At 64.7% G+C, this 24,593-nt stretch carries 14 protein-coding genes; 8 read left to right on the forward strand and 6 right to left on the reverse strand.

Annotated features, from left to right (window positions below):
- Positions 1–85 precede the first annotated feature (85 nt).
- Positions 86–3,145: a TonB-dependent receptor gene (locus AC5P88_RS03440; protein ID WP_495224301.1), complete on the forward strand. Its 3,060-nt coding sequence runs from the start codon at positions 86–88 to the stop codon at positions 3,143–3,145.
- A 72-nt stretch (positions 3,146–3,217) separates the two neighbouring features.
- On the opposite strand, the gene apbC is transcribed toward AC5P88_RS03440, so the two are convergent.
- Complete coding sequence (gene apbC, locus AC5P88_RS03445; protein WP_106548851.1) at positions 3,218–4,072, reverse strand: iron-sulfur cluster carrier protein ApbC; 855 nt, start codon at positions 4,070–4,072, stop codon at positions 3,218–3,220.
- 212 nt (positions 4,073–4,284) lie between these two features.
- On the opposite strand from apbC, the gene AC5P88_RS03450 reads away from it, so the two are divergent.
- The 7 genes from AC5P88_RS03450 (at position 4,285) to AC5P88_RS03480 (ending at position 19,624) form a co-directional block, all read left to right on the forward strand.
- Positions 4,285–7,092: a TonB-dependent receptor plug domain-containing protein gene (locus AC5P88_RS03450; RefSeq protein WP_049433599.1), complete on the forward strand. Its 2,808-nt coding sequence runs from the start codon at positions 4,285–4,287 to the stop codon at positions 7,090–7,092.
- Positions 7,093–7,474: 382 nt separating this feature from the next.
- A complete protein-coding gene (locus AC5P88_RS03455; protein ID WP_106548852.1) occupies positions 7,475–10,447 on the forward strand; it encodes a TonB-dependent receptor plug domain-containing protein in 2,973 nt (990 codons plus the stop codon).
- A 91-nt stretch (positions 10,448–10,538) separates the two neighbouring features.
- Positions 10,539–12,566 carry an alpha/beta hydrolase family protein gene (locus tag AC5P88_RS03460; protein ID WP_106548853.1) on the forward strand — a complete coding sequence of 676 codons (2,028 nt, stop codon included), beginning with the start codon at positions 10,539–10,541 and terminating at the stop codon, positions 12,564–12,566.
- Between the two features lie 170 nt (positions 12,567–12,736).
- Positions 12,737–14,839, forward strand: a complete 2,103-nt coding sequence (locus AC5P88_RS03465; protein WP_106548857.1) for a M13 family metallopeptidase — start codon at positions 12,737–12,739, stop codon at positions 14,837–14,839.
- A gap of 493 nt (positions 14,840–15,332) precedes the next feature.
- Positions 15,333–17,342, forward strand: a complete 2,010-nt coding sequence (locus tag AC5P88_RS03470) for a M13 family metallopeptidase (RefSeq protein WP_111113546.1) — start codon at positions 15,333–15,335, stop codon at positions 17,340–17,342.
- Positions 17,343–17,468: 126 nt separating this feature from the next.
- Positions 17,469–17,963: a VOC family protein gene (locus tag AC5P88_RS03475; protein ID WP_495224303.1), complete on the forward strand. Its 495-nt coding sequence runs from the start codon at positions 17,469–17,471 to the stop codon at positions 17,961–17,963.
- Positions 17,964–18,040: 77 nt separating this feature from the next.
- Entirely contained in the window at positions 18,041–19,624 is a 1,584-nt protein-coding gene (locus tag AC5P88_RS03480) for a phytoene desaturase family protein (RefSeq protein WP_495224304.1), read from the forward strand.
- Between the two features lie 179 nt (positions 19,625–19,803).
- On the opposite strand, the gene AC5P88_RS03485 is transcribed toward AC5P88_RS03480, so the two are convergent.
- The 5 genes from AC5P88_RS03485 to AC5P88_RS03505 all read right to left on the reverse strand — a co-directional run bounded on the left by AC5P88_RS03485 (position 19,804) and on the right by AC5P88_RS03505 (position 24,591).
- Positions 19,804–20,478, reverse strand: coding sequence for a rhomboid family intramembrane serine protease (locus AC5P88_RS03485; RefSeq protein ID WP_005410509.1), 675 nt, complete (start codon positions 20,476–20,478; stop codon positions 19,804–19,806).
- 93 nt (positions 20,479–20,571) lie between these two features.
- Entirely contained in the window at positions 20,572–20,910 is a 339-nt protein-coding gene (locus AC5P88_RS03490) for an MGMT family protein (protein ID WP_224329410.1), read from the reverse strand.
- Entirely contained in the window at positions 20,907–21,827 is a 921-nt protein-coding gene (locus AC5P88_RS03495; RefSeq protein ID WP_495224305.1) for a DMT family transporter, read from the reverse strand. Before AC5P88_RS03495 ends, AC5P88_RS03490 begins: the two co-directional genes overlap by 4 nt.
- 158 nt (positions 21,828–21,985) lie before the next feature.
- Positions 21,986–23,344, reverse strand: coding sequence for a glutathione-disulfide reductase (gorA, locus tag AC5P88_RS03500; RefSeq protein WP_495224306.1), 1,359 nt, complete (start codon positions 23,342–23,344; stop codon positions 21,986–21,988).
- On the reverse strand, positions 23,341–24,591 hold the full coding sequence (locus tag AC5P88_RS03505; RefSeq protein WP_495224307.1) for an FAD-dependent oxidoreductase: 1,251 nt from the start codon (positions 24,589–24,591) through the stop codon (positions 23,341–23,343). Before AC5P88_RS03505 ends, gorA begins: the two co-directional genes overlap by 4 nt.
- Positions 24,592–24,593: the final 2 nt, after the last annotated feature.

Below are 24,593 nucleotides of genomic sequence, written 5' to 3' on the forward strand. Positions count from 1 at the left end.
TCGTTACGGTTTCATTCATCCTGAACAATTCGTTCAGGTCCGTTTGAATTGAACCGCTTCCCCTCTGCAACCGCAAAGGAACACGATGAATCTGAACTTCAATGGCCGCACGCTGAAGCGCACTGCGCTTGCGCTGGTTCTAGGTGCCTTGGCCGGCACCAGCTACGCCCAGAGCACCACCGGCGATATCGTCGGCAGCGTGACCTCGGCAGACAAGATCCAGGTCAAGAGTCTGGCGTCGGGCACGACGCGTGAAGTGAACGTCAGTGGCGACGGTCGTTTCCGTGTTTCGCAGCTGCCAACCGGCACCTATGAGGTCACAACGGTCAACAATGGCAGCCCCATCGCGACCACCCGGGTGACCGTGGTCGCCGGCCAGTCCTCGATGGCCACGTTCGCGTCCGCGTCCTCTGGTAGCGCGACATCCCTGGATACGGTGAATGTACGCGCACTGGGAGCAGCAAACGCAATTGACCTGGGCAGTGTCGAATCTCGTACCACGTTCACCGCCGACAAACTCAACTCGCTGCCGGTCGCCCGCGATGTCACGAGCGTCTCGCTGCTGACTCCCGGCACCGTATCGTCCAGCGGATACTTCGGCCCCGCCTCGTTCGGCGGTGCGTCGGCAGCCGAGAACAGCTACTACGTCAATGGCTTCAACGTCACCAATCTGTACGACAGCCTGTCGTTCTCGGAGATTCCGTACCAGGCCATCGACCAGCTGGATATCCAGACCGGTGGCTATGGCGCCAAGTACGGTTTCTCGACCGGCGGCGTCACCAGCGTCAATGTCAAGCGCGGCACCAATGAATGGAAGGGTGGCTTCAGTTGGACGGGGGCTCCTGACTCGCTACGCGAAAACGAACCGGACACCTATTACAACGACGGCTCGATCTTCCGCTCCTACGACAAGAACAGCAGCAGTTCGAACGTCTACAGTGTCTGGGCTGGCGGCCCCCTGATCGAGGACAAGCTGTTCGTGTTCGCGATGGGCCAGTTCAGCAACTCCAAGACCGGCAGCTACAGCAACCGCGGCTCGCAGTACACCACCAACGGCCGACCACCGACTGCTGCTGCGCTGTCAACGACCGGCTACGACTATGAGTCCAAGACGCCGTACTGGCTGCTGAAGGTCGATTGGTATCTCAACGAGAACAATCACCTGGAATACACAGGCTTCGACAACAGCCGTCGCTACAGCTACAACTATTTCAATGCACTCTATGACAAGGCCGACGCTGGTGGCGAACCTGCACGCACGAATGATCTCGGCGAACTGATCGGCAAGACCGGTGGTCAGACGGATATCTTCAAGTGGACCAGCTACCTGACCGAGAATCTGACAGGCTCGATCCAGTACGGCCAGATGCGCAACCGCAGTTCGGAGCACACGATCAGCCCCGATGGTGTGACCAGCTTCTATGACGGCAACATCAACAGCCCTGAAGGCGCGTGCCCGTACGTGCTGGATTACCGCTCGGAGACCGGCGGCACCGGCCGTCGTATCGGCTGCGCCGTCGCCAGCACGGTAGGAATGTTCGGCGGCCGCAACGAGCGCAAAGGCGCACGTGCCGACTTTGATTGGCAGCTGGGCGACCACAAGATCGGCTTCGGCTACAGCGACGAGAAGTGGACTTCGGTGCAGGGCACCTCCTACTCCGCGGGTGCGCTGTGGTACCTGGAAGATGATTACGCAAACCGCGTGAACTTCCGCAATGGCGGCTCGATCGAAATCAAGCAGAAGTCCTGGTATGTGCAGGACAACTGGCAGATTACCGACAACTTCATGCTGTACGCCGGCATCCGCAACGACTCGTTCGACAACAAGAATTCCGACGGTATCAGCTTCGTAAAGCAGGATGATATCTGGCAGCCGCGCTTCGGATTCTCGTGGGACATTCTGGGTGACGGCCGCAGCAAGCTGTTCGCATCGGCCGGCCGCTACTCCCTGCCCATTGCTGCGAATGTTGCGCTTCGCGCAGCCAGCGCGTCGTACTACCTGGACCAATACTTCACCTACGACGGCATCAATCCGAACGGCTCGCCAATCATCACTGGCAGCTACGAAGATGGTGCATATGACAACATCGTCAACGGTGAGAGCGGTGTCACCCCGGATCCTCGCGCGGTGGCCTCCAAAGGTCTGAAGCCCTACACCCAGGATGAAGTGATTCTTGGCTACCAGCAGCAGATCAACTCCTCGATCGACTTCTTCAACGATTGGACCGTCGGCATTAAAGCGACCTATCGCCGTGCCAACAAGGTCATCGACGATACCTGCGATTCTCGTTCGCTCTACAACGCTGCGGTAGCCGCCGGCTATGACCTTTCCAACTGGGCCGATCCCTGGACCGTGCCGGAAGGGCTGCCGGGCTGCTGGATCTACAACCCGGGTAGTGACCTGCAAGTCACCTTGGACGTGGATGGTGATGGCAAGGTCGACGACATCACAGTGCCGGGGGCAAGTCTGGGCCCGAAGGCCAAGCGCGTGTACAAGGCCGTAACCCTCAGTGCGGACAAGCAGACCGAGCGCTGGTACGCCAGCTTCTCGTATACCTGGTCCAAGCTGGAAGGCAATTACGAAGGTCTGGTCAAGAGCACCAACGGCCAGGATGACACCGGCACCACGTCCGACTTCGATTTTGCCGAAATCATGTATGGCTCGGACGGATATCTGTTCAATGACCATCGCCACAGCATCAAGCTGTACGGTGGCTTCAAGTTCACGGATGAATGGTCGGTCGGCCTGAACATGCTGGCACAGTCCGGTGCACCGAAGAGCTGCCTGGGTGGCGGCTGGGGCAGCTTCGATACCGAGTATGGCTACTCTGGCGTGTTCCACAGCTGCGAACTCAATGGCAACCAACCGGCTGACGATATCTCAAAGGTCGGAAGCGCCGGCCGTACCCCGTGGCAGTTCACGGTCAGCCCGAACATCACTTACACCCCGAACTGGCTGAAGGGCCTGAGCGTGCAGATGTCGGTGATCAACGCATTCAACAACATCAAGCCGGTGCAGGTGTACGAAACAAAGTACGGCCGACCGAGCTCGGCACCGACCATCCGCACCTACTACAACTACAACACGCCGAAGTACTTCAACGATCCGCGCTACGTCCGCTTCCAGGTCCAGTACGACTGGTAAGCCGCTTCCTCTCCAGGAACGCCTCTGATTGCCGCCGGCCTCGCGCCGGCGGCTTTTTCTTTGCGGCCGCGGTCAGAGCAGCGACGAAAGGATCGGGATCGATGCCCGCGGGCGCTTGCCCACTTCCTCGACCAGGCGCTGCGCGGCATGGCGGTACGCCTGGGCCGGTACCGAATCGGGCTGCGCCACGGTGATCGGGGTACCGCTATCGCCCTGCTCGCGGATGCCGATCTGCAGCGGCAACGAACCCAGCAGCGGTACGCCGTACTGGGCCGCCATGCGCTCGCCGCCGCCTTCACCGAACAGGTGCTCGACATGCCCGCAGTTGCTGCAGGTATGCACCGCCATGTTCTCGACGATGCCCAGCACCGGCACCTCGACCTTCTCGAACATCTTCAGCGCCTTCTTCGCATCCAGCGTGGCGATGTCCTGCGGCGTGGTGACGATCACCGCACCGGCCAGCGGGATCTTCTGGGTCAGGGTCAGCTGGATGTCACCGGTGCCTGGCGGCAGATCGATCAGCAGGAAATCCAGATCGTCCCACAGGGTGTCGTTGAACAGCTGGGTCATTGCCGAGGTGGCCATCGGACCGCGCCAGATCATCGGCGTGTCCTCTTCGATCAGGTAGCCGATCGACATGGTGTCCACGCCGAACGCGCGAAGCGGTTCGATGCTCTTGTTGTCGGGACTTTCCGGCCGGCCGGACAAGCCCAGCATGGCGGGCACGCTGGGGCCGTAAATGTCCGCGTCCAGCACGCCAACACGTGCGCCCAGCTGCTGCAGCGCGACGGCCAGATTGACCGCGGTGGTCGACTTGCCCACGCCGCCCTTGCCGGAGCCGACCGCGATGACATTGCGGATGCGGGCATGTGGCGTCAGTCCCTTCTGGACCTGGCTGGCATGGGGGCGGCGGGGGGAACTGTTCACAACGGGCACCAGCTGTATCAGGGGGAATAACCCAACATCATACAAGCTGGACGTAGCCTGACTGAAATTCAGGATTGCTACAGATTCGTGCACAGATTGTTAAGTTCATGTTACGTTCCTGAAGCACTGTTTTGGGCTGCGAAGCTGGTTCCCAGCGCGCACGATGGCGCATGCGCAGTGCCGTTTTTGTTTTTGCTCTCTATTGGAACTACATGAAATACGTAAGCAACACCGCACGTCGCAACACGCTCGCTGTCGCCCTGATTTCCGCCCTGATGGCCGCCGCCCCGGCAATGGCCCAGGACAAGGCGACCAACCTGGACAAGATCACCGTCACCGGTTCGCTGATCCCGCAGACCCAGGTTGAAACCCAGACCCCGGTGATGTCCATCACCGCCGAAGACATCCAGACCCGCGGCTTCAGCAGCGTTGCTGAAGTGCTGCAGCAGTCGTCGCTGACCACCGGCGGCCTGCAGGGCGGCCAGACCTCGGGTTCGTTCACCCAGGGCGCTGAAGCAGCCGGCATGTTCGGCCTGAACCCGGGTTACACCAAGTACCTGATCAACGGCCGCCCGATGCTCTCGTATCCGGCGCTGTACAACGGTAGCGACACCTTCAACAACATCAGCGGCATTCCGATCGACATCGTCGAGCGCATCGAAGTGCTGCCGGGTGGCCAGTCCTCGCTGTACGGCTCGGACGCGATCGCCGGTGTGGTCAACATCATCCTGAAGGAGCGCATGGACGGCGGTACGATGACCGTCCGTGGCGGCACCTACACCGAAGGCGGCGGCAGCAACATCCGCTTCAGCGCAGCCAAGGGCTTCAACGCGTTCGACGACCGCTTCCACGCGCTGGTCAACGTGCAGATCGAGAACGGCAGCCCGATCTGGGGCTACCAGCGTGACATCACCAAGCAGAACAACCCGGTCGGCTACACCGCGCAGGTGCCGTCGAACGACTTCGCCGTCATCACCAATGCAGACAACAAGCTGCTGATGATGGACCCGAGCCGCTGCGCCAACGTGGCAGGCCTATACGACGGCACCACCGTCGTCGGCAAGCGCGCGTCGGGCGAGTCCTGCGGTTCGGTGTACAGCGCCGGCTACAAGACCCTGAAGAACGGCAAGAACAGCGGCCAGTTCTACTCGTCGATGACCTTCGACGTGAACGACAACTTCCAGCTGTTCGCCGACGTGCTGTACAGCAAGGAAAAGACCGAGTTCACCTCCGGCTCCAGCGCCCTGTGGTGGGGCACGAAGTCGGTCATGGGCGGCTTCTACGACCAGGGCGCCGGCAAGGTCGTGAACCTGCAGCGCGCCTTCGCGCCGGAGGAGATCGGCGCGGGCGACTACAACAACATCCTGAACTCCGATGAGAGCCGCGCCTACCAGGTCACCCTGGGCGGCAAGGGCATGGTCGGCGACTGGGATTACAGCGCCAGCTTCACCCGTGGCGAGTACCGCCTGGACCAGAACCGCTTCGTGCGCTGGAAGGACAAGATCGAGGACTTCTTCGGCCAGACCGTGCTGGGCCCGCGCCTGGGCACCTACACCGACCCGAAGGACCCGACCGCCACGTTCGGCATCTACAACCCGAACTACGCTGCCTTCTACTCGCCGATCACCCCGGACCAGTTCGCCAGCTTCACCGGCTACGGTACCCACCGCAGCAAGACCTGGCAGAACCTGGGTCGCGTGCAGGTGACCAACGGCTCGCTGTTCAGCCTGCCGGGCGGTGACGCCGGCCTGGCCGTCGTGCTGGAAGGTGGCAGCGAAGGTTGGGACTACTCGCCGGACCAGGCCTTCGTCGACGGCAACGTGTGGGGCACCACCGCCGTCGCCGGTGCCGGCCACCGCAGCAACTACGCGGTCACCAGCGAACTGCGCATGCCGCTGCTGGAGAAGCTGACCGTCAGCGCCTCGGGCCGTTATGACGCGTTCAAGATCGCCGACAAGACCGTCGACAAGGCTACTTACAGCATCGGTCTGGAATTCCGTCCGATCGAGAGCCTGCTGCTGCGCGGCAAGTACGGCACCGCCTTCCGTGCACCGACCCTGTCCGATGCCTTCCAGGGCATGAGCGGCTCGTACTCGTCCGGCCAGAACGACTACTACCGCTGCAGCCAGCTGGGCTACGGCCTGCGTGACGAGGCCTGCTCGTTCTACAAGAACACCTCGGTGTACAGCGAAAAGTCCGGCAATCCGGACCTGAAGCCGATCACCGCCGACGTGTGGAGCGCAGGCGTGGTGTGGGCCCCTGTGAGCAACTTCTCGCTGTCGGCCGACTACTACAACTGGAAGATCAAGAACGAGGTCAAGACCCTGAGCACCGACCAGCTGCTGCTGGCCGAGTACCAGTGCCACAACGGCCTGCCGAACAACACCTCGGCCAGCTGCCAGAACGTCACCGACTGGGTGTCGCGCGATGCCGGCGGCAACCTGACCCGCGTGTACACGCCGAAGCTCAACGTCGCCAGCCAGAACCTGGAAGCGGTGACGGTGGCGGCCAAGTACCAGCAGGATATCGGTCGCTTCGGCTCGCTGATGTTCTCCGGCAACTACACCAACATGCTGAAGCGTGAAGTGCAGCCGATGCCGGGCGCCGCCAAGCTCGACCTGCTGAGCGATCCGTACAACATGTGGTACTACGACAACTTCGCCAAGGTCCGTGGCGATCTGTCGGTGGCCTGGAACATCGCCAAGTTCACCACCACCGTGTACGCCAACTACGTCGGCAGCACTCCGAACTACCTGGCCTACACCGGCCGCAGCTACGGCTACGTCCACTCGTCCGGCGCCAAGGCCGGCAAGTGGGGTTCGTACACCACGTACAACCTGAGCATGAACTACCAGGCACAGGACGATCTGGTCCTGTCGCTGATGGTCAACAACGTGTTCAACAAGCTGCCGGAAGGCCAGCGCTACAACTACCCGGGCAACGAATCGACCCCGTTCAATGACGGCTTCTACAGCGTCTACGGCCGCCAGATCTCGGCCCAGGTCAAGTACAACTTCTGATCCCGTCGTTTTCCGGACTTCGTGTCTGGACCAGGCCCCGCTTCGGCGGGGCCTTTTTTTTGGGGACGGGCTCCGATCGCCCGTCCATTCAGCATCCAGACACCATCGAGCGTATCAATAAAATTTATTGAAAATCAAATAGATATAACAAAGACAGGCGAATTTCCCGGGGACGGAAAGCGTCTTTGCAAAAATTTGATGACTGCGCAATGAACGTTTGACAGGCTCGGTTAATGTCATGTTAATCTCGAGTTACCGGCCCGTGAAGCCGGTGCAACCGGGGGCAGAACCACTGCCAACACCGGGCAAGGGGCACACGGAGACGCCCGCGAGGCAATGTCCCCGGTGTACGACGCCATCATTGGATTCAAGGGGATTTCAGATGATCAATCGCAAGTCGCTCGGCAGGCATCCGCTGAGCTTTGCCCTCGCTTCTGCCGTGCTGCTCATCGCAGCCGCTCCGGCATTCGCCCAGGACGCGGGTTCGACGCAGACGGCCGAGGAAGCGGCCAAGACCAAGGCCACCAACCTGGACACGGTGACCGTCACCGGTTCGCGCATCAGCCGCGACACGTTCAACTCGGTGTCCCCGGTCCAGGTCGTGACCCGTGAAGAAACCACGCTGGCCGGCTTCAACTCGACCACCGCGGCGCTGCAGAGCACGGCCGTCACTGCCGGTGCATCGCAGATCAACAATGCCTACGGCGGCTACGTCACCGATGGCGGCCCCGGCGCCAACACCCTGGGCCTGCGCGGCCTCGGCCCGACCCGTACCCTGATCCTGCTCAACGGCCGTCGCGTTTCGCCGGCCGGCTCGCGCGGCTCGGTCGGCTCGACCGACCTGAACGTGCTGCCGAACTCGATCGTCGACCGCGTCGAAATCCTGAAGGACGGCGCGTCCTCGATCTACGGCTCCGACGCGGTCGCGGGCGTGATCAACATCATCACCAAGAAGAAGGTCGACGGTGTCACCTTCGAAGGTCAGCACAACGCGACCGATGGCGGCGGCGGCGACGAGCGTCGCTATGCGCTGACCTTCGGCAACACCGGCGAGCGTTCGCACTTCTCCGGTTCGTACGAATACACGGTACGCAATGCGCTCAACCTCAGCGACCGCGACTGGACCCGCTGTGCCACCGACAAGTACCGCGACATCGATGCTGGCGACTACTGGGGCAGCGGCGACTTCATCGATCCGCTGACCGGCAAGTCCAAGTGCTACACCCTTGATGGCGGCGGCGTGACCATCAACACGCTAGGTACCAACACCCGTACCGGCGTCGCCGCGCCGGGTGGCAGCGGCACCCGCTTCAACCGCTGGCGCCCGAATTCGTCGGTCACCACCGGCCTGGTCGGCTATGAAGGCGTGGGCGCTCTGAACCGCGACACCTTCGACCCGCAGATGCTCAACCAGTCGCTGATCTCGCCGGTCAAGACCCACACCCTGTACTTCCAGGGCGGTTTCGACCTGAACGCGCTGGGTGACGCCGAGCTGTACTACGAGTTCCTTGGCAACCACCGCAAGTCGACCCAGACCGGCTACCGCCAGCTGACCCTTGACTATGCGGTCGGCAACCCGCTGATCCCGGCCAACCTGCGCGACAGCGTCGCCGGTCCGGCCACCGACCAGACCAATGGCGTGCCGATGGGCGTACGTGCCTTCATCGGCTTCGGCAACGACCAGAGCAAGCAGAAGGTCGACTTCCTGCGCTTCAACGCCGGCCTTCGCGGCCACCTGAGCTCGGAATGGAACTACGACTTCAACATCATGCATTCGCGCAGCGATGCGGACTACACCTTCCAGAGCTTCCTGACCAGCCGCCTGGCGCAGAGCCTGGATGTGGTCTCCAACGGCGCCGGTGGCTTCGTCTGCCGTGATGCCTCCAACGGCTGCGTCGCCGCCCCCCCGGTGAACAACAACACCATCGGCGGCCGCCTGCCGCAGGACTGGAAGGACTGGGTGTTCGTCCCGGTCACCGGCAACACGCTGTACAAGGAAACCACGGTCAACTTCAACGTCAACGGCCCGCTGTTCGACATGCCGTATGGCTCGGCCGGTGGTGCGTTCGGCGTGGAGTACCGCAAGGCCCGCATCGACGACAGCCCGTCGCAGTACTCCATTGACCAGGACCTGTACAACCTGACCGCTTCCTCGCCGACCCGCGGCAGCGACTCGGTGTTCGAAGCCTACGGCGAACTGGAACTGCCGCTGCTGTCCGGCGTGACCGGCGCCGAAGAACTGTCGCTCAACCTGTCCGGCCGCTACACCGACTACAAGTCCTACGGCTCCGATGAGACCTACAAGATCGGCACCCTGTGGACCCCGGTGAAGTGGCTGTCGTTCCGCGCATCGTACGGCACCTCGTACCGCGCACCGGCCCTGTTCGAACAGTTCCTGGGCGCCACCACCGGCTTCCTGTCGCAGTCCTTCGACCCGTGCGACAACTACATCGAAGCCCGCCCGGAATCGATGCGCTACCAGAACTGCGCATCGCTGGGCCTGGATCCGGAGTTCACCCAGCTGCAGGGCATCACCGTCTACACCCAGGGTGGCGCGGAAAACAACCTGAAGGCTGAAACCTCCACCTCGAAGACCTTCGGCGTTGTGTTGCAGCCGGAGTTCGGCCCGGCCTTCGGCGATCTGTCGCTGGCCCTGGACTACTTCGACATCAAGGTCGAGAACGGTGTGCAGGACGCCGGCGGTGCCGCCATCCTGCGTAACTGCTACAACAGCTCCACCGCCGACTTCACCGCCGGCAACGGACTGTGCCGCCTGATCCAGCGCAACCCGTTGACCAACCAGCTGACGGTCACCAACGGCTTCATCAACGTCTCCACCAACAAGGTCCGCGGCCTGGACTTCACCCTGCGCTATGTGCGTGACATCGGCCCGGGCGAGTTCCGTGCCACCCTGCAGGGCACGCACTACTTCGAGCAGACCAGCCAGCTGTTCTCGGACGATCCGAAGGTCGACTCGGCCGGCATGATCGGCTCGCCGGAAAACACCGCCACCCTGGACCTGAACTACAAGTGGAAGAACTGGCGCGTCCGTTACGGTCTGGACTGGATCGACAACATGGACAGCTACGCCTACTACGAGGAGCGCAACCCGGGCCTGTTCGATCCGGCCACGAGCCAGTACAAGATGTACACCCCGAACTACTTCATCCAGGCAGCCTCGCTGCAGTATGAAGCGGACAAGTGGTCGGTCACCGGTGGCGTGCGCAACCTCGCCAACAAGAAGCCGCCGACCATTTCGCAGGGCGTGCTGAGCACGGTTGGCAACGCGCCCCTGTACAGCGGCTTCGATTACTTCGGCCGTACGTACTTCGTGAACATCACACGTTCGTTCTGATCCTGACGTTACCCACCGCCGCCCTTCGGGGCGGCGGTTTCGTTTCCGGCCCCGGCCTTGCGCCGGGATCGCCCTGAGATCGAGGCAAGCAATGAAGCGAACCCTGTTGCTGGCAGCCCTGGCCAGCATGTCCCCCTGGCTGCATGCCAAGCCTGTCGCCCCCACCGTCGAACAGCTGGCGGCCTTCCCTGCCATCTCCAGCCTGTCGCTTTCTCCGGACGGGCAGCACATCGCCGGCCTGCGCGCCAACGGCGAAGAACGCGTGATCGTGGTCTGGCGCACCGATGCGCTGGACAAGGCGCCCACGGTGATCGGTGCCAACCGGATGAAGTTCCAGAGCGTGTCGTTCATCAAGAACGGGCAGCTCGCCGTGGTGCTGTGGCAACCTTTCGACCTGCGCGCCGACCGTGTCACCAAGACCTTCGTCAGCAAGTTCTTCATCACCGACATCGAGGGCAAGCAGTGGAAGGAGCCCATCACGCCGCCACGTGCCAGCAGCCGCAATGAGGAACTCGAGCAGGCACTGTCGAACCCGACGGTGCTGGACACGCTTCCCAATGATCCGGACCACATCCTGGTGATCAACGGCAGCGGTGGCAGCTCCGGCGATGTCTACAAGGTCGACCTGCGCAGCTTCACCTCGCAGCGCGTGCAGAAGACCGAAGAACGAGTTGCCGGCTATGTCACCGACCTGAACAGCGATCTGCGTGCACGCCTGCGCCAGGACGTGGACGGTACCGGCGCCTATGTCGCCACCGAGTTCCGCAACACCGGCAGCGGTGCGTGGGAAGAGCATTTCCGCTCCTATGTGAAGAACCGCGACATCAACCAGGTGATCGGCTTTGCCGATGACCCGAACATCGCCTTCGTGCTGAGCAACGTCGGCCGTGACAAGGCGATCGTGTACGAGTACGACATCGCCGCACGCAAGCAGAAGGAAGTGCTGTACGAACACAAGCTGTTCAACGCCAGCTCTATGTCGATCAACCGCTATCGCAACGGCGCGATTCCGTTCGGCGAGATCCTCGGCATCCGCTATGCGGGCCCGCGCGGTGACGACCTGCAGTGGACGTCGCCGCGGATGAAGGCGCTGGACCAGGGCCTTCGCCAGGCTTTGGGCATCCAGCAGCAACCGCTGGAAATGGTCGACACCGCCAATGGCCAGCGCTTCACCACCAATTACGACACTGGCCGCAGCTACCAGGTGGTGGACTACACCCCCGACCTGTCCACCGTGCTGGTGGCCACGTCGGGCCCGTCCAACCCGCCCGAGTACCACCTGCTGCGCAACGGCAAGCTGACCCTGCTGGCCAAGACCTATCCGGACATCCAGCCTGCGGCCCTCGGCGATACGAAGCTGGTCTATTACAAGGCCCGCGATGGGCTGGATATTCCGGCGTTCCTGACCACACCGAACACCGAACTGTGCGGTGCTGGCCCGTGGAAGGCGGTGGTGCATCCGCACGGCGGCCCATGGGCGCGCGACGGCATGGACTTCGATGGCTCGATGTGGGTGCCGCTGATGGCATCGCGCTGCATGGCGGTCCTGCGCCCACAGTTCCGCGGTTCGGCCGACTGGGGCCGCAAGCTGTGGATGGCCGGTGACGCCGAGTGGGGCCAGAAGATGCAGGATGACAAGGACGACGGCGCGCAGTGGATGATCGACCAGAAGATCGCCCGCCCCGGCCACATCGCCATGTTCGGCTTCTCCTATGGCGGCTACTCGGCGTTTGCGGCCTCGGTGCGCCCGAACGGCCTGTACAAATGTGCCATTGCTGGCGCCGGCGTCTCGGACATCAAGAAGATCTGGTCGCGCTTCTATACCAATCCGTTCTTCCGCCAGGCGCAGGCACCGACCGTGGCGGGCCTGAACCCGCTGGACAAGGCGGGCGAGATGAAGATCCCGCTGATGGTCTACCACGGTGACCGCGATCGTACGGTTCCCATCGAGCAGTCGGAGTGGTTCGTGAACAAGGCCAAGGGCTCGGGGCAGCCGGTCGAGTTCCACGCCATCGCCGACTATGCGCATGGGCCGGCCTGGACCCGCGCGATCATGGGCGACCAGCTCAGGTTGATCGACGACTACCTGGGCAAGGGCTGCGGCGGCGGCGGCCTGTAATCGATGCGTTACCCACGCAAGGGCGCCCCAGCGGGCGCCCTTGCTCGTTCTGGCCCTTGCGCCCGGCCATGACCTTCGACACCCTTGCAGGGCAGGCAGGCGGCGTATCGTTCGGCCCACGGCCGTCCCTGCGGCCCTTCCCTGACTCACTCGGCCTGGAGGCCATCAAAGTGACCCGTACTCCCAAGATCGTGCTGCTGACCCTGGCCGTTTCGGCCGCGCTGGTTGGCTGCGGCAAGAACGAAACCCCGGCCAAGGACGCCACCGCCTCCACGCCGGCTGCCGCCGAAGCCACCCATTACACCCTGGACGAGAGCAAGCTGCCGGCCTACAACGCCTTCCAGCCCAGCGACCTCGATACCAGCAAGGACGCCTGTGGCGCCTTCGGCGACTACGTCAACAGCAAGTGGCTGGCCGCCAATGAAATCCCGGGCGACCGCACCAGCTGGGGCGCCTTCACCATCCTCGACGAGCGTTCGGTGGCCGTGCAGCACCAGCTGGCCGAGCAGGTGGCGCAGGTGAAGACCCCGAACCACATCGAAAAGATCGTCGGCGACCTGTGGGCCACCGGCATGGACGAGGCCAAGATCAACGCCCAGGGCATCGAGCCGCTGAAGGCCGACCTGACCGCGATCGATGGGCTGCAGGACAAGGCGGCCATTGCCAACTACCTGCGCACCAGCGCGGCCAAGGGTGACAACGTCCTGTTCGGCTTCGGCGCTGAAGCCGACTTCAAGAACTCGGCCGTGAACCTGGCCTACGCCAGCCAGGGCGGCCTGGGCCTGCCGGACAGCACCTACTACACCGACGCCAAGAATGCCGACAAGCTGAAGGCCTACCAGGCACACGTCGCCAAGGTGCTGGAGCTGTCCGGTGTTGCCGCTGCCGACGCTGCCAAGCAGGCCGAGGAAGTGGTCAAGTTCGAGACCCGCCTGGCCAAGGCCTCCAAGTCGCGCGTCGAACTGTCGCGCAACGTCGAGCTGTACTACAACCCGGTCACCCTGGCCGACGCCGACAAGCTGACCCCGAACTTCAGCTGGACCGAGTTCTTCAAGTCGCAGGGCGTAGCCGCACCGGAGAAGTTCTCGCTGGCCATGCCGGCCTTCCATGAGGAAGTGAGCAAGGCGCTGGGCGACACCGATCCGTCTGTGTGGCGTGCCTACCTGCGCTTCCACACCGTGGACAGCGCCTCGCCGTACCTGGCCGACGCCTTCGTGCAGGAGAACTACGAGTTCTACGGCAAGACCCTCAACGGCCAGAAGGAACAGAAGCCGCGCTGGAAGCGCGTGCTGGGCACCATTGAAAACGACGCCGGTGAAGCCTTCGGCCAGCTGTACGTGAAGGTGGCCTTCTCGCCGGAAGCCAAGGCGAAGATGGAAGAGCTGGTGAAGAACCTGGCCGCCTCGCTGAAGGAACGCATCCAGGGCCTGAGCTGGATGAGCGATGAGACCAAGGCCAAGGCCATCGCCAAGTGGGAAACCTTCACCCCGAAGATCGGCTACCCGGACAAGTGGCGTGACTGGTCGGGCCTGCAGACCCAGCGCGACAGCTTCCTGGGCAACGTGCGCGCGGCCAACGAGTTCAACTACAAGTTCAACCTGTCCAAGATCGGCAAGCCGGTGGACAAGACCGAGTGGGGCATGACCCCGCAGACGGTCAACGCCTACTACAACCCGCTGCAGAACGAGATCGTGTTCCCGGCCGCCATCCTGCAGCCGCCGTTCTTCGATCCGAAGGCCGACGACGCGCTGAACTACGGCGGCATCGGCGCGGTGATCGGCCACGAAATGACCCACGGTTACGACGACCAGGGCGCACGTTTCGGGCCGACCGGCAACATGGAAGACTGGTGGACCGCCGCTGACAAGAAGAACTTCGAAGGCCTGACCGGCAAGCTGGTCAAGCAGTTCGACCAGTACAAGGTCGACGGCCAGGCGGTGAACGGCCACCTGACCCTGGGCGAGAACATCGCCGACCTGGGCGGCCTGGCCACTGCTTACGACGCACTGCAGAAGGCCAGCGCAGGCAAGGAAGACGCGAAGGTGGACGGCTTCACCCGCGACCAGCGCTTCTTCTTCAACTGGGCCACCGTGTGGCGTACCAAGTACACCCCGGAGAACGCCAAGGTCCGCCTGGCGACCGACCCGCACGCCCCGGCGCAGTTCCGCGCCATGGGTGCGCCGTCGAACCTGCCGACCTTCGCGGCCGCCTTCCAGTGCAAGGCCGGTTCGCCGATGGCCCGCAGCGGCGACCAGCAGGTGGTGATCTGGTAAGCCACGGCTGACGCTGTTGCAGACCTGCAGAGGCCCGGGAATTCCCGGGCCTTTGTTTTTGGCGGTGAATGTCATCCACGCATGGCGTGGATCTACTGATCCCGGTGCTCCCCGGTAGCTGCCGACCGTGGTCGGCGAAAGCACCGCGACGCGTGCATCCCGCGTCCATGCCGCCCGCCCTGGTAGCGCCGGGCCATGCCCGGCGAAAGCACCGCGACGCGTGCATCCCGCGTCCATGCCACCCGCCCTGGTAGCGCCGGGCCATGCCCGGCGAAAGCACCGCGACGCATGCATCCCGCGTCCATGCCACCCGCCCTGGTAGCGCCGGGCCATGCCCGGCGAAAGCACCGCAACGCATGCATCCCGCGTCCATGCCGCCCGCCCCGGTAGCGCCGGGCCATGCCCGGCGAAAGCACCGCGACGCGTGCATCCCGCGTCCATGCCCGGCTTGCTATAGTGCGCGCGCCCTCAATCCATCACGGATTCGTTCCACATGCCCAATTTCCGTCCGCTTGCCATCGCCCTGGGCATCAGCCTGGCGACCCTGGTCCCGACCCACGATGCGTTCGCCGCCGCCAAGAAGAAGGCCGCCCGCGCCCCGGCTGTCAGTGCCCAGTGCAGCGACTTCTATGACGCCACCAACGCAGGCTGGCTGAAGGCCAACCCGGTGCCGCAGACCGGTGCCACCACCGCGCTGGGCCAGCTGGTCGACCGCAGCCGCCAGCAGCAGCGTGAACTGCTCGACGCAGCGATGAAGTCACCGCAGGGCAACGTGCAGAAACTGCTGGGCGATTTCTGGGCCAGCGGCCTGGACGAAGCTGCCGTGGAAGCAGACGGCTCCAATCCGATCGCCCCGCTGCTGACCCGCATCAACGCCATCAAGAAGGCCAAGGATGTGCCGGCCTCGATCGCCGCGCTGCACCAGGTGGGCATCCCGGTCGCCTTCAACTTCGGCCCCGACGTCGATCTGAAGGCGCTGGACCGCCACATCGGCTACTTCATGCAGGGCGGCATGGGCCTGCCGGACCCGGCGTTCTACACCCGCACCGATGCCGATACCGTGGCCCTGATGGGCCGCTACCGCAACTACGTCAAGCAGATCCTGGCACTGACCGGCACCCCGGCCGCCAAGCTGGATGCCGAGTCGCAATCGGTGATCGCGCTGGAAACCGAACTGGCACGCAACGCACAGTCGCTGGCCGGCATCAACAACCCGTTCAACAACTACGCGCCGATCTCCACCAAGGAGCTCAACAGCCGCTACCGCAACCTGCAGCTGGATGCCTTCCTGAAGGCACAGGGCGTGGACGACGACCTGGTCTCGCTGGCCGACCCGGGCCTGTTCAAGCAGCTCGACGGCATGGTCACCAAGCTCAAGCCGGACCAGTGGAAGGCCTACCTGCGCTGGCGCGTGGGCGACTCGATGGCACCGTACCTGTCCAAGGCCTACCGCGACGCCGAGTTCGAATTCCGCGGCCGTGTGCTGCGTGGCGAAACCCTGCCGCCGCAGCGCTGGGAAGACGTGCTGGACGCGATCAACGTGGCCGCTGGCCCGATGGTCGGCCGCGAGTACGCCGCCCGTTACCTGTCGGCCGAAGATCGTCGCCAGGCGGCGTGGATCGTCGACAAGGTGCGCGAAGTGCAGATCGAAGCGGTCAAGAACAGCAGCTGGATGAGCGCCGAAGCCAAGGCCGAAGCGCAGGCCAAGCTGGCCGCGCTGAAGATCGAGATCGGCACCCCGCTGCGTGACCTCGACTACAGCGTGCAGCCGATGGGCCGCGGCTCGTTCGGCGGCAACATGCTGATTGCTTCGACCTGGCGCCATCGCGAGGAAATGAAGCGCATCGGCAAGGGCAACGCTGACCGTCGCTGGGACGTGCTGCCGCAGCAGCCGTCGCTGGCCTACGACCTGGCGCAGAACCGCCTGATCGTCACCGCTGCGATCCTGCAGGGCCCGGTGTTCAACGCCAAGGCCGACGCCGCCGACAAGTTCGGCAGCTTCGGTGGCCTGGTCGGCCATGAGCTGACCCGCGCGATCGATGCCAAGGGTGCGCTGGTCGACGCCAAGGGCGAACTGCGCAGCTGGTGGACCCCGGCAGACAAGACCGCCTGGACCCTGCTCGGCAATCGCGTGGCCGCGCAGTACAGCGCCTACGACTTCCCGGGTGTGAAGGGTGCCAAGGTCAACGGCACGCTCACCCAGGAAGAGAACCTGGCCGACATCGCCGGCCTGGAACTGGCCTGGGCCGCGTACACCGCGCAGGAGCCGAAGGCCAAGCAGGCACAGCAGCAGGGCTTCTTCCGCGCGTGGTCGGCGTTGTGGGCGCAGCAGCTGTCGCCGAACGAGGCCGTGCGTCGCCTGACCGCCGACATCCGTGCACCGGGCCTGTGGCGCAGCAACGGCACGCTGGCCAATCTGCCGGCGTTCGGTGCCACCTTCAGCTGCAAGGCCGGCCAGCCGATGCAGCGCAGCGAAGCCGAGCAGATCAAGGTCTGGCGCTGAGCTGCCTGCTGCACTGGTAATGCAGAGGGCGCCTTCGGGCGCCCTTCTTTTTTGCGGGTGCAGCACGATCCCGGGTTAACACCGGGCATGCTATCGCTGCGGCTTCGTCCAACGTGGAGCCCCGACATGGCACACAAGAACACGATCTGCATCTGGTACGACAATGGCGCGCTCGAGGCCGCCACCTTCTATGCCAGCTTCTTGCCCGACAGCGCGGTGACCGCCGTGCATCACGCGCCGGGCGACTACCCGGACGGCAAGGAAGGCAACGTGCTGACGGTCGAATTCACTGTCTGCGGCATCCCCTGCGTCGGCCTCAACGGCGGCAGCGCGTTCAGGCACAGCGAAGCCTTCTCGTTCCAGATCCAGACCGAAGACCAGGCCGAGACCGACCGCCTGTGGGACGCCATCGTCGGCAACGGCGGACAGGAGAGCCAATGCGGCTGGTGCAAGGACCGCTGGGGCATCTCCTGGCAGATCAGCCCGCGCATGCTGATCGACGCGGTGACCAGCAAGGACAAGGCGCTGGCCAAGCGTGCCTTCAACGCAATGATGCCGATGAAGAAGATCGACATCGCGACCATCGAAGCGGCAATCAAAAAAAGGGACGGAGGGGATTAAGTCGTTTCTCCCCATTGCCGGTGACCCCATGCGAATTGCGACTTAATCCCCTCCGTCCCCTTTTTCCCGAGGTGCTGATGTCCTGGGATGCGATCATCATCGGTGGCGGCCACAACGGCCTGGTCTGCGCGGCCTATCTGGCGAAGGCCGGAAAGAAGGTGCTGGTCCTTGAACGCCGCGGCGTGCTCGGCGGAGCGGCGGTCACCGAGGAATTCCATCCCGGCTTCCGCAACTCGGTGGCGTCCTACACGGTGTCATTGCTGCAGCCGAAGGTGATCGACGACCTGCAGCTGCATGCGCATGGGCTGCGCATCGTCAATCGCCCGGCCAACAATTTCCTGCCGCTGGAGGATGATCGTTACCTGCTGTCGGCACCGGGCCGCACCCAGGCCGAGGTCGCGAAGTTTTCCGAGCGGGATGCGCAGCGGCTACCCGAATACGAAGCGCGCCTGGAGATCTTCGCCGACGTGCTGCGCGCGTGGGCCCTGCGTGCGCCGCCCGACCTGGGTGTAGCAGGCGGTTGGCGCGCGCTGCCCGCACTGTGGCAGATGGGGAAACTCGGCCGCGAACTGGCGGCACTGGATGCACCGCTGCGGCAGGAGCTGCTGGACCTGTTCACGCTGTCGGCGGCGGAGTACCTGGACCGCTGGTTCGAGAGCGCCCCCATCAAGGCGCTGTTCGGTTTCGATGGCATCGTCGGCAACTACGCCAGTCCGTACGCTCCGGGCAGCGCATACGTACTGCTGCACCACGTGTTCGGCCAGTGCAATGGCGTGAAGGGTGCCTGGGGCCATGCGATTGGTGGCATGGGCGCGATCAGCCAGGCCATCGCCAGCGCGGCGCGCGAGGCCGGGGCCGAACTGCGCGTGGATGCCGGCGTGCAACGGATACTGACCGAACAGGGCCGCGTCGTGGGGGTGGAACTGGCCAACGGCGAAACCCTGCGTGCACGCGCCGTAGTCGCCAACGTCAATCCGAAGCCGCTGTACGAACAGTTGCTGGAGCCGGGACAGGTACCGGTTGCAACATGCGAGCGCATGAAGAACTGGCGCTGCGGTTCCGGCACCTTCCGGATGAACGTGGCGCTGTCGCGGCTGCCGGAGTTCCGTGCCCTGCCCGGCCCCGGCAATCACCTCAGCGCCGGCATCATCATGGCGCCCAGCCTGGACTACATGGACCGCGCCTGGCTGGATGCGCGCCGCGATGGCTGGTCACGCGAGCCGATCGTGGAAATGCTGATTCCCAGCACGCTGGACGATTCGCTGGCACCACCCGGACAGCATGTCGCCAGCCTGTTCTGCCAGCACGTGGCACCGGTTCTGCCTGAGGGCCGCCATTGGGATGATCATCGGGATACGGTGGCTGACCTGATGATCGCCACCGTCGAACGTTATGCGCCTGGCTTCGCTGACAGCATCCTCGGTCGGCAGGCGTTGTCGCCGCTCGACCTGGAGCGCACGTTCGGCCTGGTCGGTGGCGACATCTTCCACGGCGCACTGAGTGCCAACCAGTTGTTCTCGGCACGGCCGATGGTTGGCCAGGCCGGCTATCGCGGTGCCCTGCCCGGGTTGTACCTGTGTGGTTCGGGTACCCACCCCGGTGGTGGCGTCACTGGTGCGCCCGGGCACAATGCCGCGCAGGTGGTGTTGCAGGATCTGTAGATCCACGCCGTGCGTGGATGCGCGCGTACCCGCCGCATGCATGACCTGCCGTTGGTGGGTGCCGACCGGGGTTGGCAATCATCCCTCTCGTTTCGTGCCAACCAAGGTTGGCACCTACCCGCGTGGGACAAGGCGTGCCAACCAAGGTTGGCACCTACCGCGTCAAATGATCCTTCGGATCATTTGACGCTGCGCAGATGGTTCGGGCGCTTCGGCGGACCCGGCGGTCGGCGCTTGTTGAACGGCGGTTGCCCGCGCCAGTAACGGATCAGCAACCAGCCGAACAGCATGCCACCCAGATGCGCGAAGTGGGCCACGCCCGGCTGCCAGCCGGTCATGCCCAGCACCAGCTCACCCACGCCGAACAGGATCACGAAGGTCCGCGCCTTCATCGGGATCGGCGGGAACAGCAGCATCACCCGCTGGTTCGGGAACAGCATGCCGTAGGCCAGCAACAGGCCGAACACGCCGCCGGAAGCGCCCAGCACCGTGGCCGGATTCTCCAGCAACGTACCCACCAGCAACTGGCAGACACCGGCACCGGCCACGCAGACCAGGTAGTACAGCAGGAAGCGTTTCTCGCCCCAGGTCTGCTCCAGCGGCGCACCGAACATGAAGACCGCCAGCATGTTGAAGAACAGATGCCCGAAGCTGCCATGCAGGAAGCCATAGGTCAGCAGCTGCCACGGCTGGAAGTTGCCGCCCGGCGAGAACGCATCGAAACCCTGCTGCAGCGGTTGCAGCATGAACGGCTCGAAGGTCTGCATGCCAAGCAGGAACGGCTGCTGCAGCAGGAACAGGATCGCGTTGGCGATCAGCAGGGCCTTGGTGACGGTTGGCAGTCGCGGGAACATGGGAGCACCGGCATGGAACGGCCTCCATCATAGCCGCAGCACCGTGTCTTGTTGGCGACCCGCAGGCGTGGCCTGTTCAGTCGCCAGCGGTGCTCAGCCCGGGCCCCACACGGCCGCATCCAGCGCCGCGGCTGGATCGGTGGCCGGCATCCGCACCCGGCCGTTCTCCACCACCACGCCCTCGGCGCGCAGCCGCTGTGACTGCTCGCGCCAGCCGGCCGACCCTTCTTCCATGGCAATTCGCCCATCCGAACGCAGCACGCGATGCCAGGGCAGGTCGGGATCGTCGTTCTGGCCGAGAATGCGTGCGGTCAAGCGTGCACGCCCCGGCAGGCCGGCACGCATCGCCACCTGGCCATAGCCCATCACCTGCCCCGCAGGGATCGCGCGGATCACCGCCAGGATGCGCGCACGCGCCTGCTCCGGCGTCAGCGCCGCAGGCGGGTCACCAGCAGTACGCCGATCAGCACCAGCACGGTGCCGGCGATCTGCGCCGGCCCCATCGGTTCGTCGAGCAGCCATAGGCTCATCACGATCGTGGAAACAGGGCCCAGCATACCGACCTGCGCGGCCAGCGACGAACCCACGCGCTGCACCGCCAGCATGATCGCCAGTACCGGCAGCACCGTGCACACGGTGGCATTGACCAGCGACAGCCACTGCACCGGTGCCGGCGCCTGCCACAGCAGCGGCAGCGGATGGGTCACCGCGAAGTGCAGCAGCACCAGCACGCTGGCCACGCAGCTGGCGTAGGCGGTCAGCCGCACCGCACCGATGCGCGCCACCACCTGCCCACTGCCGAACAGGTACAGCGCGTAGCTGAGCGCGCTGCCCAGCACCAGCAGGCTGCCGACGATGATCTGCCCGCCCTCGCGCTGCAGGTCATGGCCGAAGGCCAGCAGCACGCCCAGATAGCTCAGCACCAGCGCGCCGATCTGCCAGCGGCCGGGGCGCTGGCGCGCCAGCAGCACGTTGATCAGCAGCACCAGGGTCGGGTTCAAGTAGAGGATCAACCGCTCCAGCGTCACGCTGATGTACTGCAGGCCCTGGAAGTCGAGCAGGCTCGACAGGTAGTAGCCGGTGAAGCCCAGCCACAGCACGCGGGCGCGGTCGGCCCACGACAACGGCTCGGCCCGGCGTGCGGCCCACAGCGCCATCAACACGAACAACGGCAGCGCCATCAGCATGCGCAGCGCCAGCAGCGTGGTGGCATCGACGCCATGACGCAGGCCCAGCTTGACGATGATGGCTTTGCCGGAGGCGGCGATCGCACCCATCGCGGCCAGGCCGATGCCACCCAGTGCGATGCGTGGGGAAGCGGTGGCGATGCGGGAAACGGGGCTGGACATCAGGACGACGGCGGGCCGCGCGGGGCGGCCCGGAAAGGCGTGGGGGCGTCATTGTCGCATGGAGGCGCCCGCTGACCTGTAGAGCCGAGCCTGCGCTCGGCTTCGCCACCCCTGGGCGAAAAGCAGCCGAGCATGGCTCGACTCTACAATGGCCCGGCTCAGCGCATCAGCACGACTTCCTCGGCCGAGGTCGGGTGGATCGCCACGATATCGTCGAACTGGGCCTTGGTCGCGCCCATCTTCACCGCCACCGCGAAGCCCTGCAGGATCTCGTCGGCCGCTTCACCCAGCAGATGGATGCCTACCACCCGCTCTTCCGGGCCCACGCAGACCATCTTGAACAGGCTGCGCTGGGTACCGTTGGCAAGCGCCTGCAGCATCGGGCGGAAGCGGCTGTGGTACACGCTCACCTGATCGAAACGTGCGCGCGCCTCTTCTTCGCTCATGCCCACCGCGCCCAGTGGCGGGTGCGAGAACACCACGCTGGCCACGTTCTCATAATCCATCTTCGACTGCGGGCGGCCGCCGAACAGGCGGTCCATCAGGCGCCGCGATGCGGCCACCGCCACCGGGGTCAGGCCGACCTTGCCGGCGATGTCGCCGACCGCATGCACGCTCGGCACGCTGGTGGTCTGCCATTCGTCCACCTCCACCTGCTGGTGCTCGCCGATGCCGATGCCCAGCGCTTCCAGGCCCAGGTCACGGCTGTTGCCGCGCCGGCCGGTGGCGAAGAACACTGCATCAAACACGGTGTCGAGCGGGCCGTCATGGCCGAACGCACGCACGCGTTCGCCCTCGCGCTGCAGTTCGCGCAGGCGGTAGTCGAAATGGATGCGCACGCCCTGCTGTTTCAGGTTCTCGGCCAGCTGGTCGGTCAGCTCGTAATCGAAGCGTTCCAGCAAGCGCTTTCCGCGCACCAGCAGGCTCACCCTGCTGCCCAGCGCCTGCAGCAGGCCGGCCAGTTCCACTGCAATGTAGCCACCGCCGATGATCGCGACCTCGGCCGGTGCCGCGCGCAGATCGAAGAAGTCATCGGAAACCAGGCCCAGTTCGGCACCGGGAACATCCGGGCGCAGCGGGTGCGCGCCGGTGGCGATCAGGATGTGTTCGGCGCTGTAACGCACGCCATCGCTGCAGGCGACGGTATGCGCATCGAGCAGATGGCCGCGCGCCGGAATGCGCACCACGCCGGTTTCATCCAAACGCTTGTGGTAGCTGGTGTGGATGTTGCTGATATAGGCCTGGCGATGGATCACCAGTTCCTTCCACGACAACGACGGGCGTGCCTCGACATCGAAGCCCATCGCATTGGCCAGGCCGATGCGCTCGTGCAGGTCGGCCGCCAGCCACATTGCCTTCTTCGGCACGCAGCCAACATTGACACAGGTACCGCCCAGCTCGCCGGGCTCCAGCATCGCCACGCGCTTGCCATGCTGCGTCGCGCGGATCGCACCGGCCAGGCCGGCGGAGCCGCCGCCAAGGACGATCAGGTCGTAATCATAGGGTGCAGTGCTCATCGGAATCGCTCGGGTCGGTAAGGGGCAGGATCGATCGCTGGCGTGCGGCCGCAGACGAGATCGGCGATCAGCTGGCCGGTGCCGGCGCTCATGCTGATGCCGAGCATGCCATGCCCCGCTGCAAGCCAGACGTGAGGATGCGCGGGTGCGCGGCCGATCAACGGCACGTCGTCCACGCTCATGGGGCGCCACCCGCACCACTGCTCCTGCAGCTGCGCACCGCGTGGCGCGCGCAGGTAGTGGTCGGCGGCCTGCTGCAAAGCCTGCAGGCGGGCCATGCGCAGCTGCGGATCGGCACCGGCGAATTCCATGGTGCCGCCCAGCCGCAGCGCTTCGCGCCAGGCGATCACGAACACGGAATGGTCTTTCAGCACCACCGGACGCCGTGGCACCTGCGCCGGTCGCGACCAGGTCAGCGAGTAGCCTTTGCCGGGCTGGATCGGCACGCGCAGATCCAGTTGCCGTGCCCAGTCGCGCGACCACGGGCCGGTGGCCAGCACCAGCTCACGTGCCCGCAGGGCCTGCCCACCGACCTGCACGCGTACCCCCTGTGCGTCGTCGCTGAAGCCCTGCACGTCCTTCTGCTCGTCGATCACCACGCCCTGCGCGCGCAGTACACGTGCCAGCTCCGCGGTGTAGCGGTCCGGCCGCAGCTGCGCATCACCGGGAAAGTGGATCGCGCCGGCCAGACGGTCGTGGAAGGCCGGATTGGCACGTGCGTAGCCGGCCCCGTCGATGCAGGCCGTGGCGATACCCTGCCTGTTCAGTGCTTCGCACTCGGCCGCGTAGTGGTCGAAGTTGCGCGCATCGCCGAACACATAGTCCAGCCCGCGCGTATCGAACTCGCACTCCAGTGCATGCGCCTGCACCCAATCGGCCAGGCGCAGCCGCGAGTCGTTCAGCAGTGCACCCCGTGCCCGCGTGGATTGCAGCCAGTCACGCGCGTTGCAGCGCGCACCGAACTGCAGCAACCAGCGCCACAGCACCGGATCCAGGCGGGTGCGCACATACAGCGGCGCACGCGGATCGAGCATCCAGCGCAATGCGCGCAGTGGCACGCCAGGCGCGGCCAGTGGAGGCGCATGGCTGGGAGTGACGGTGCCGCAGTTGCCGTGCGAGGTTGCCGCACCAATGCGGCCACGATCGATAACACGCACCTGCCGCCCCTGCGCACGCAGTGCGAGCGCGGCGGCCAGACCGATGGCACCGGCGCCCACCACGATCACATCCTCGCGCGCGCCCGGCATCG

This window comes from Stenotrophomonas sp. YJH_SMC_8 (assembly GCF_059371315.1).

Coding starts and splice junctions, on each gene's coding strand:
- AC5P88_RS03460 (WP_106548853.1), top strand. CDS start 10,539: ATGAAGCGAACCCTGTTGCTGGCAGCCCTGGCCAGCATGTCCCCCTGG.
- gorA (WP_495224306.1), bottom strand. CDS start 23,344: ATGAGCACTGCACCCTATGATTACGACCTGATCGTCCTTGGCGGCGGC.
- AC5P88_RS03505 (WP_495224307.1), bottom strand. CDS start 24,591: ATGCCGGGCGCGCGCGAGGATGTGATCGTGGTGGGCGCCGGTGCCATC.
- AC5P88_RS03480 (WP_495224304.1), top strand. CDS start 18,041: ATGTCCTGGGATGCGATCATCATCGGTGGCGGCCACAACGGCCTGGTC.
- AC5P88_RS03440 (WP_495224301.1), top strand. CDS start 86: ATGAATCTGAACTTCAATGGCCGCACGCTGAAGCGCACTGCGCTTGCG.
- AC5P88_RS03455 (WP_106548852.1), top strand. CDS start 7,475: ATGATCAATCGCAAGTCGCTCGGCAGGCATCCGCTGAGCTTTGCCCTC.
- AC5P88_RS03495 (WP_495224305.1), bottom strand. CDS start 21,827: ATGTCCAGCCCCGTTTCCCGCATCGCCACCGCTTCCCCACGCATCGCA.
- AC5P88_RS03475 (WP_495224303.1), top strand. CDS start 17,469: ATGGCACACAAGAACACGATCTGCATCTGGTACGACAATGGCGCGCTC.
- AC5P88_RS03470 (WP_111113546.1), top strand. CDS start 15,333: ATGCCCAATTTCCGTCCGCTTGCCATCGCCCTGGGCATCAGCCTGGCG.
- AC5P88_RS03450 (WP_049433599.1), top strand. CDS start 4,285: ATGAAATACGTAAGCAACACCGCACGTCGCAACACGCTCGCTGTCGCC.
- AC5P88_RS03485 (WP_005410509.1), bottom strand. CDS start 20,478: ATGTTCCCGCGACTGCCAACCGTCACCAAGGCCCTGCTGATCGCCAAC.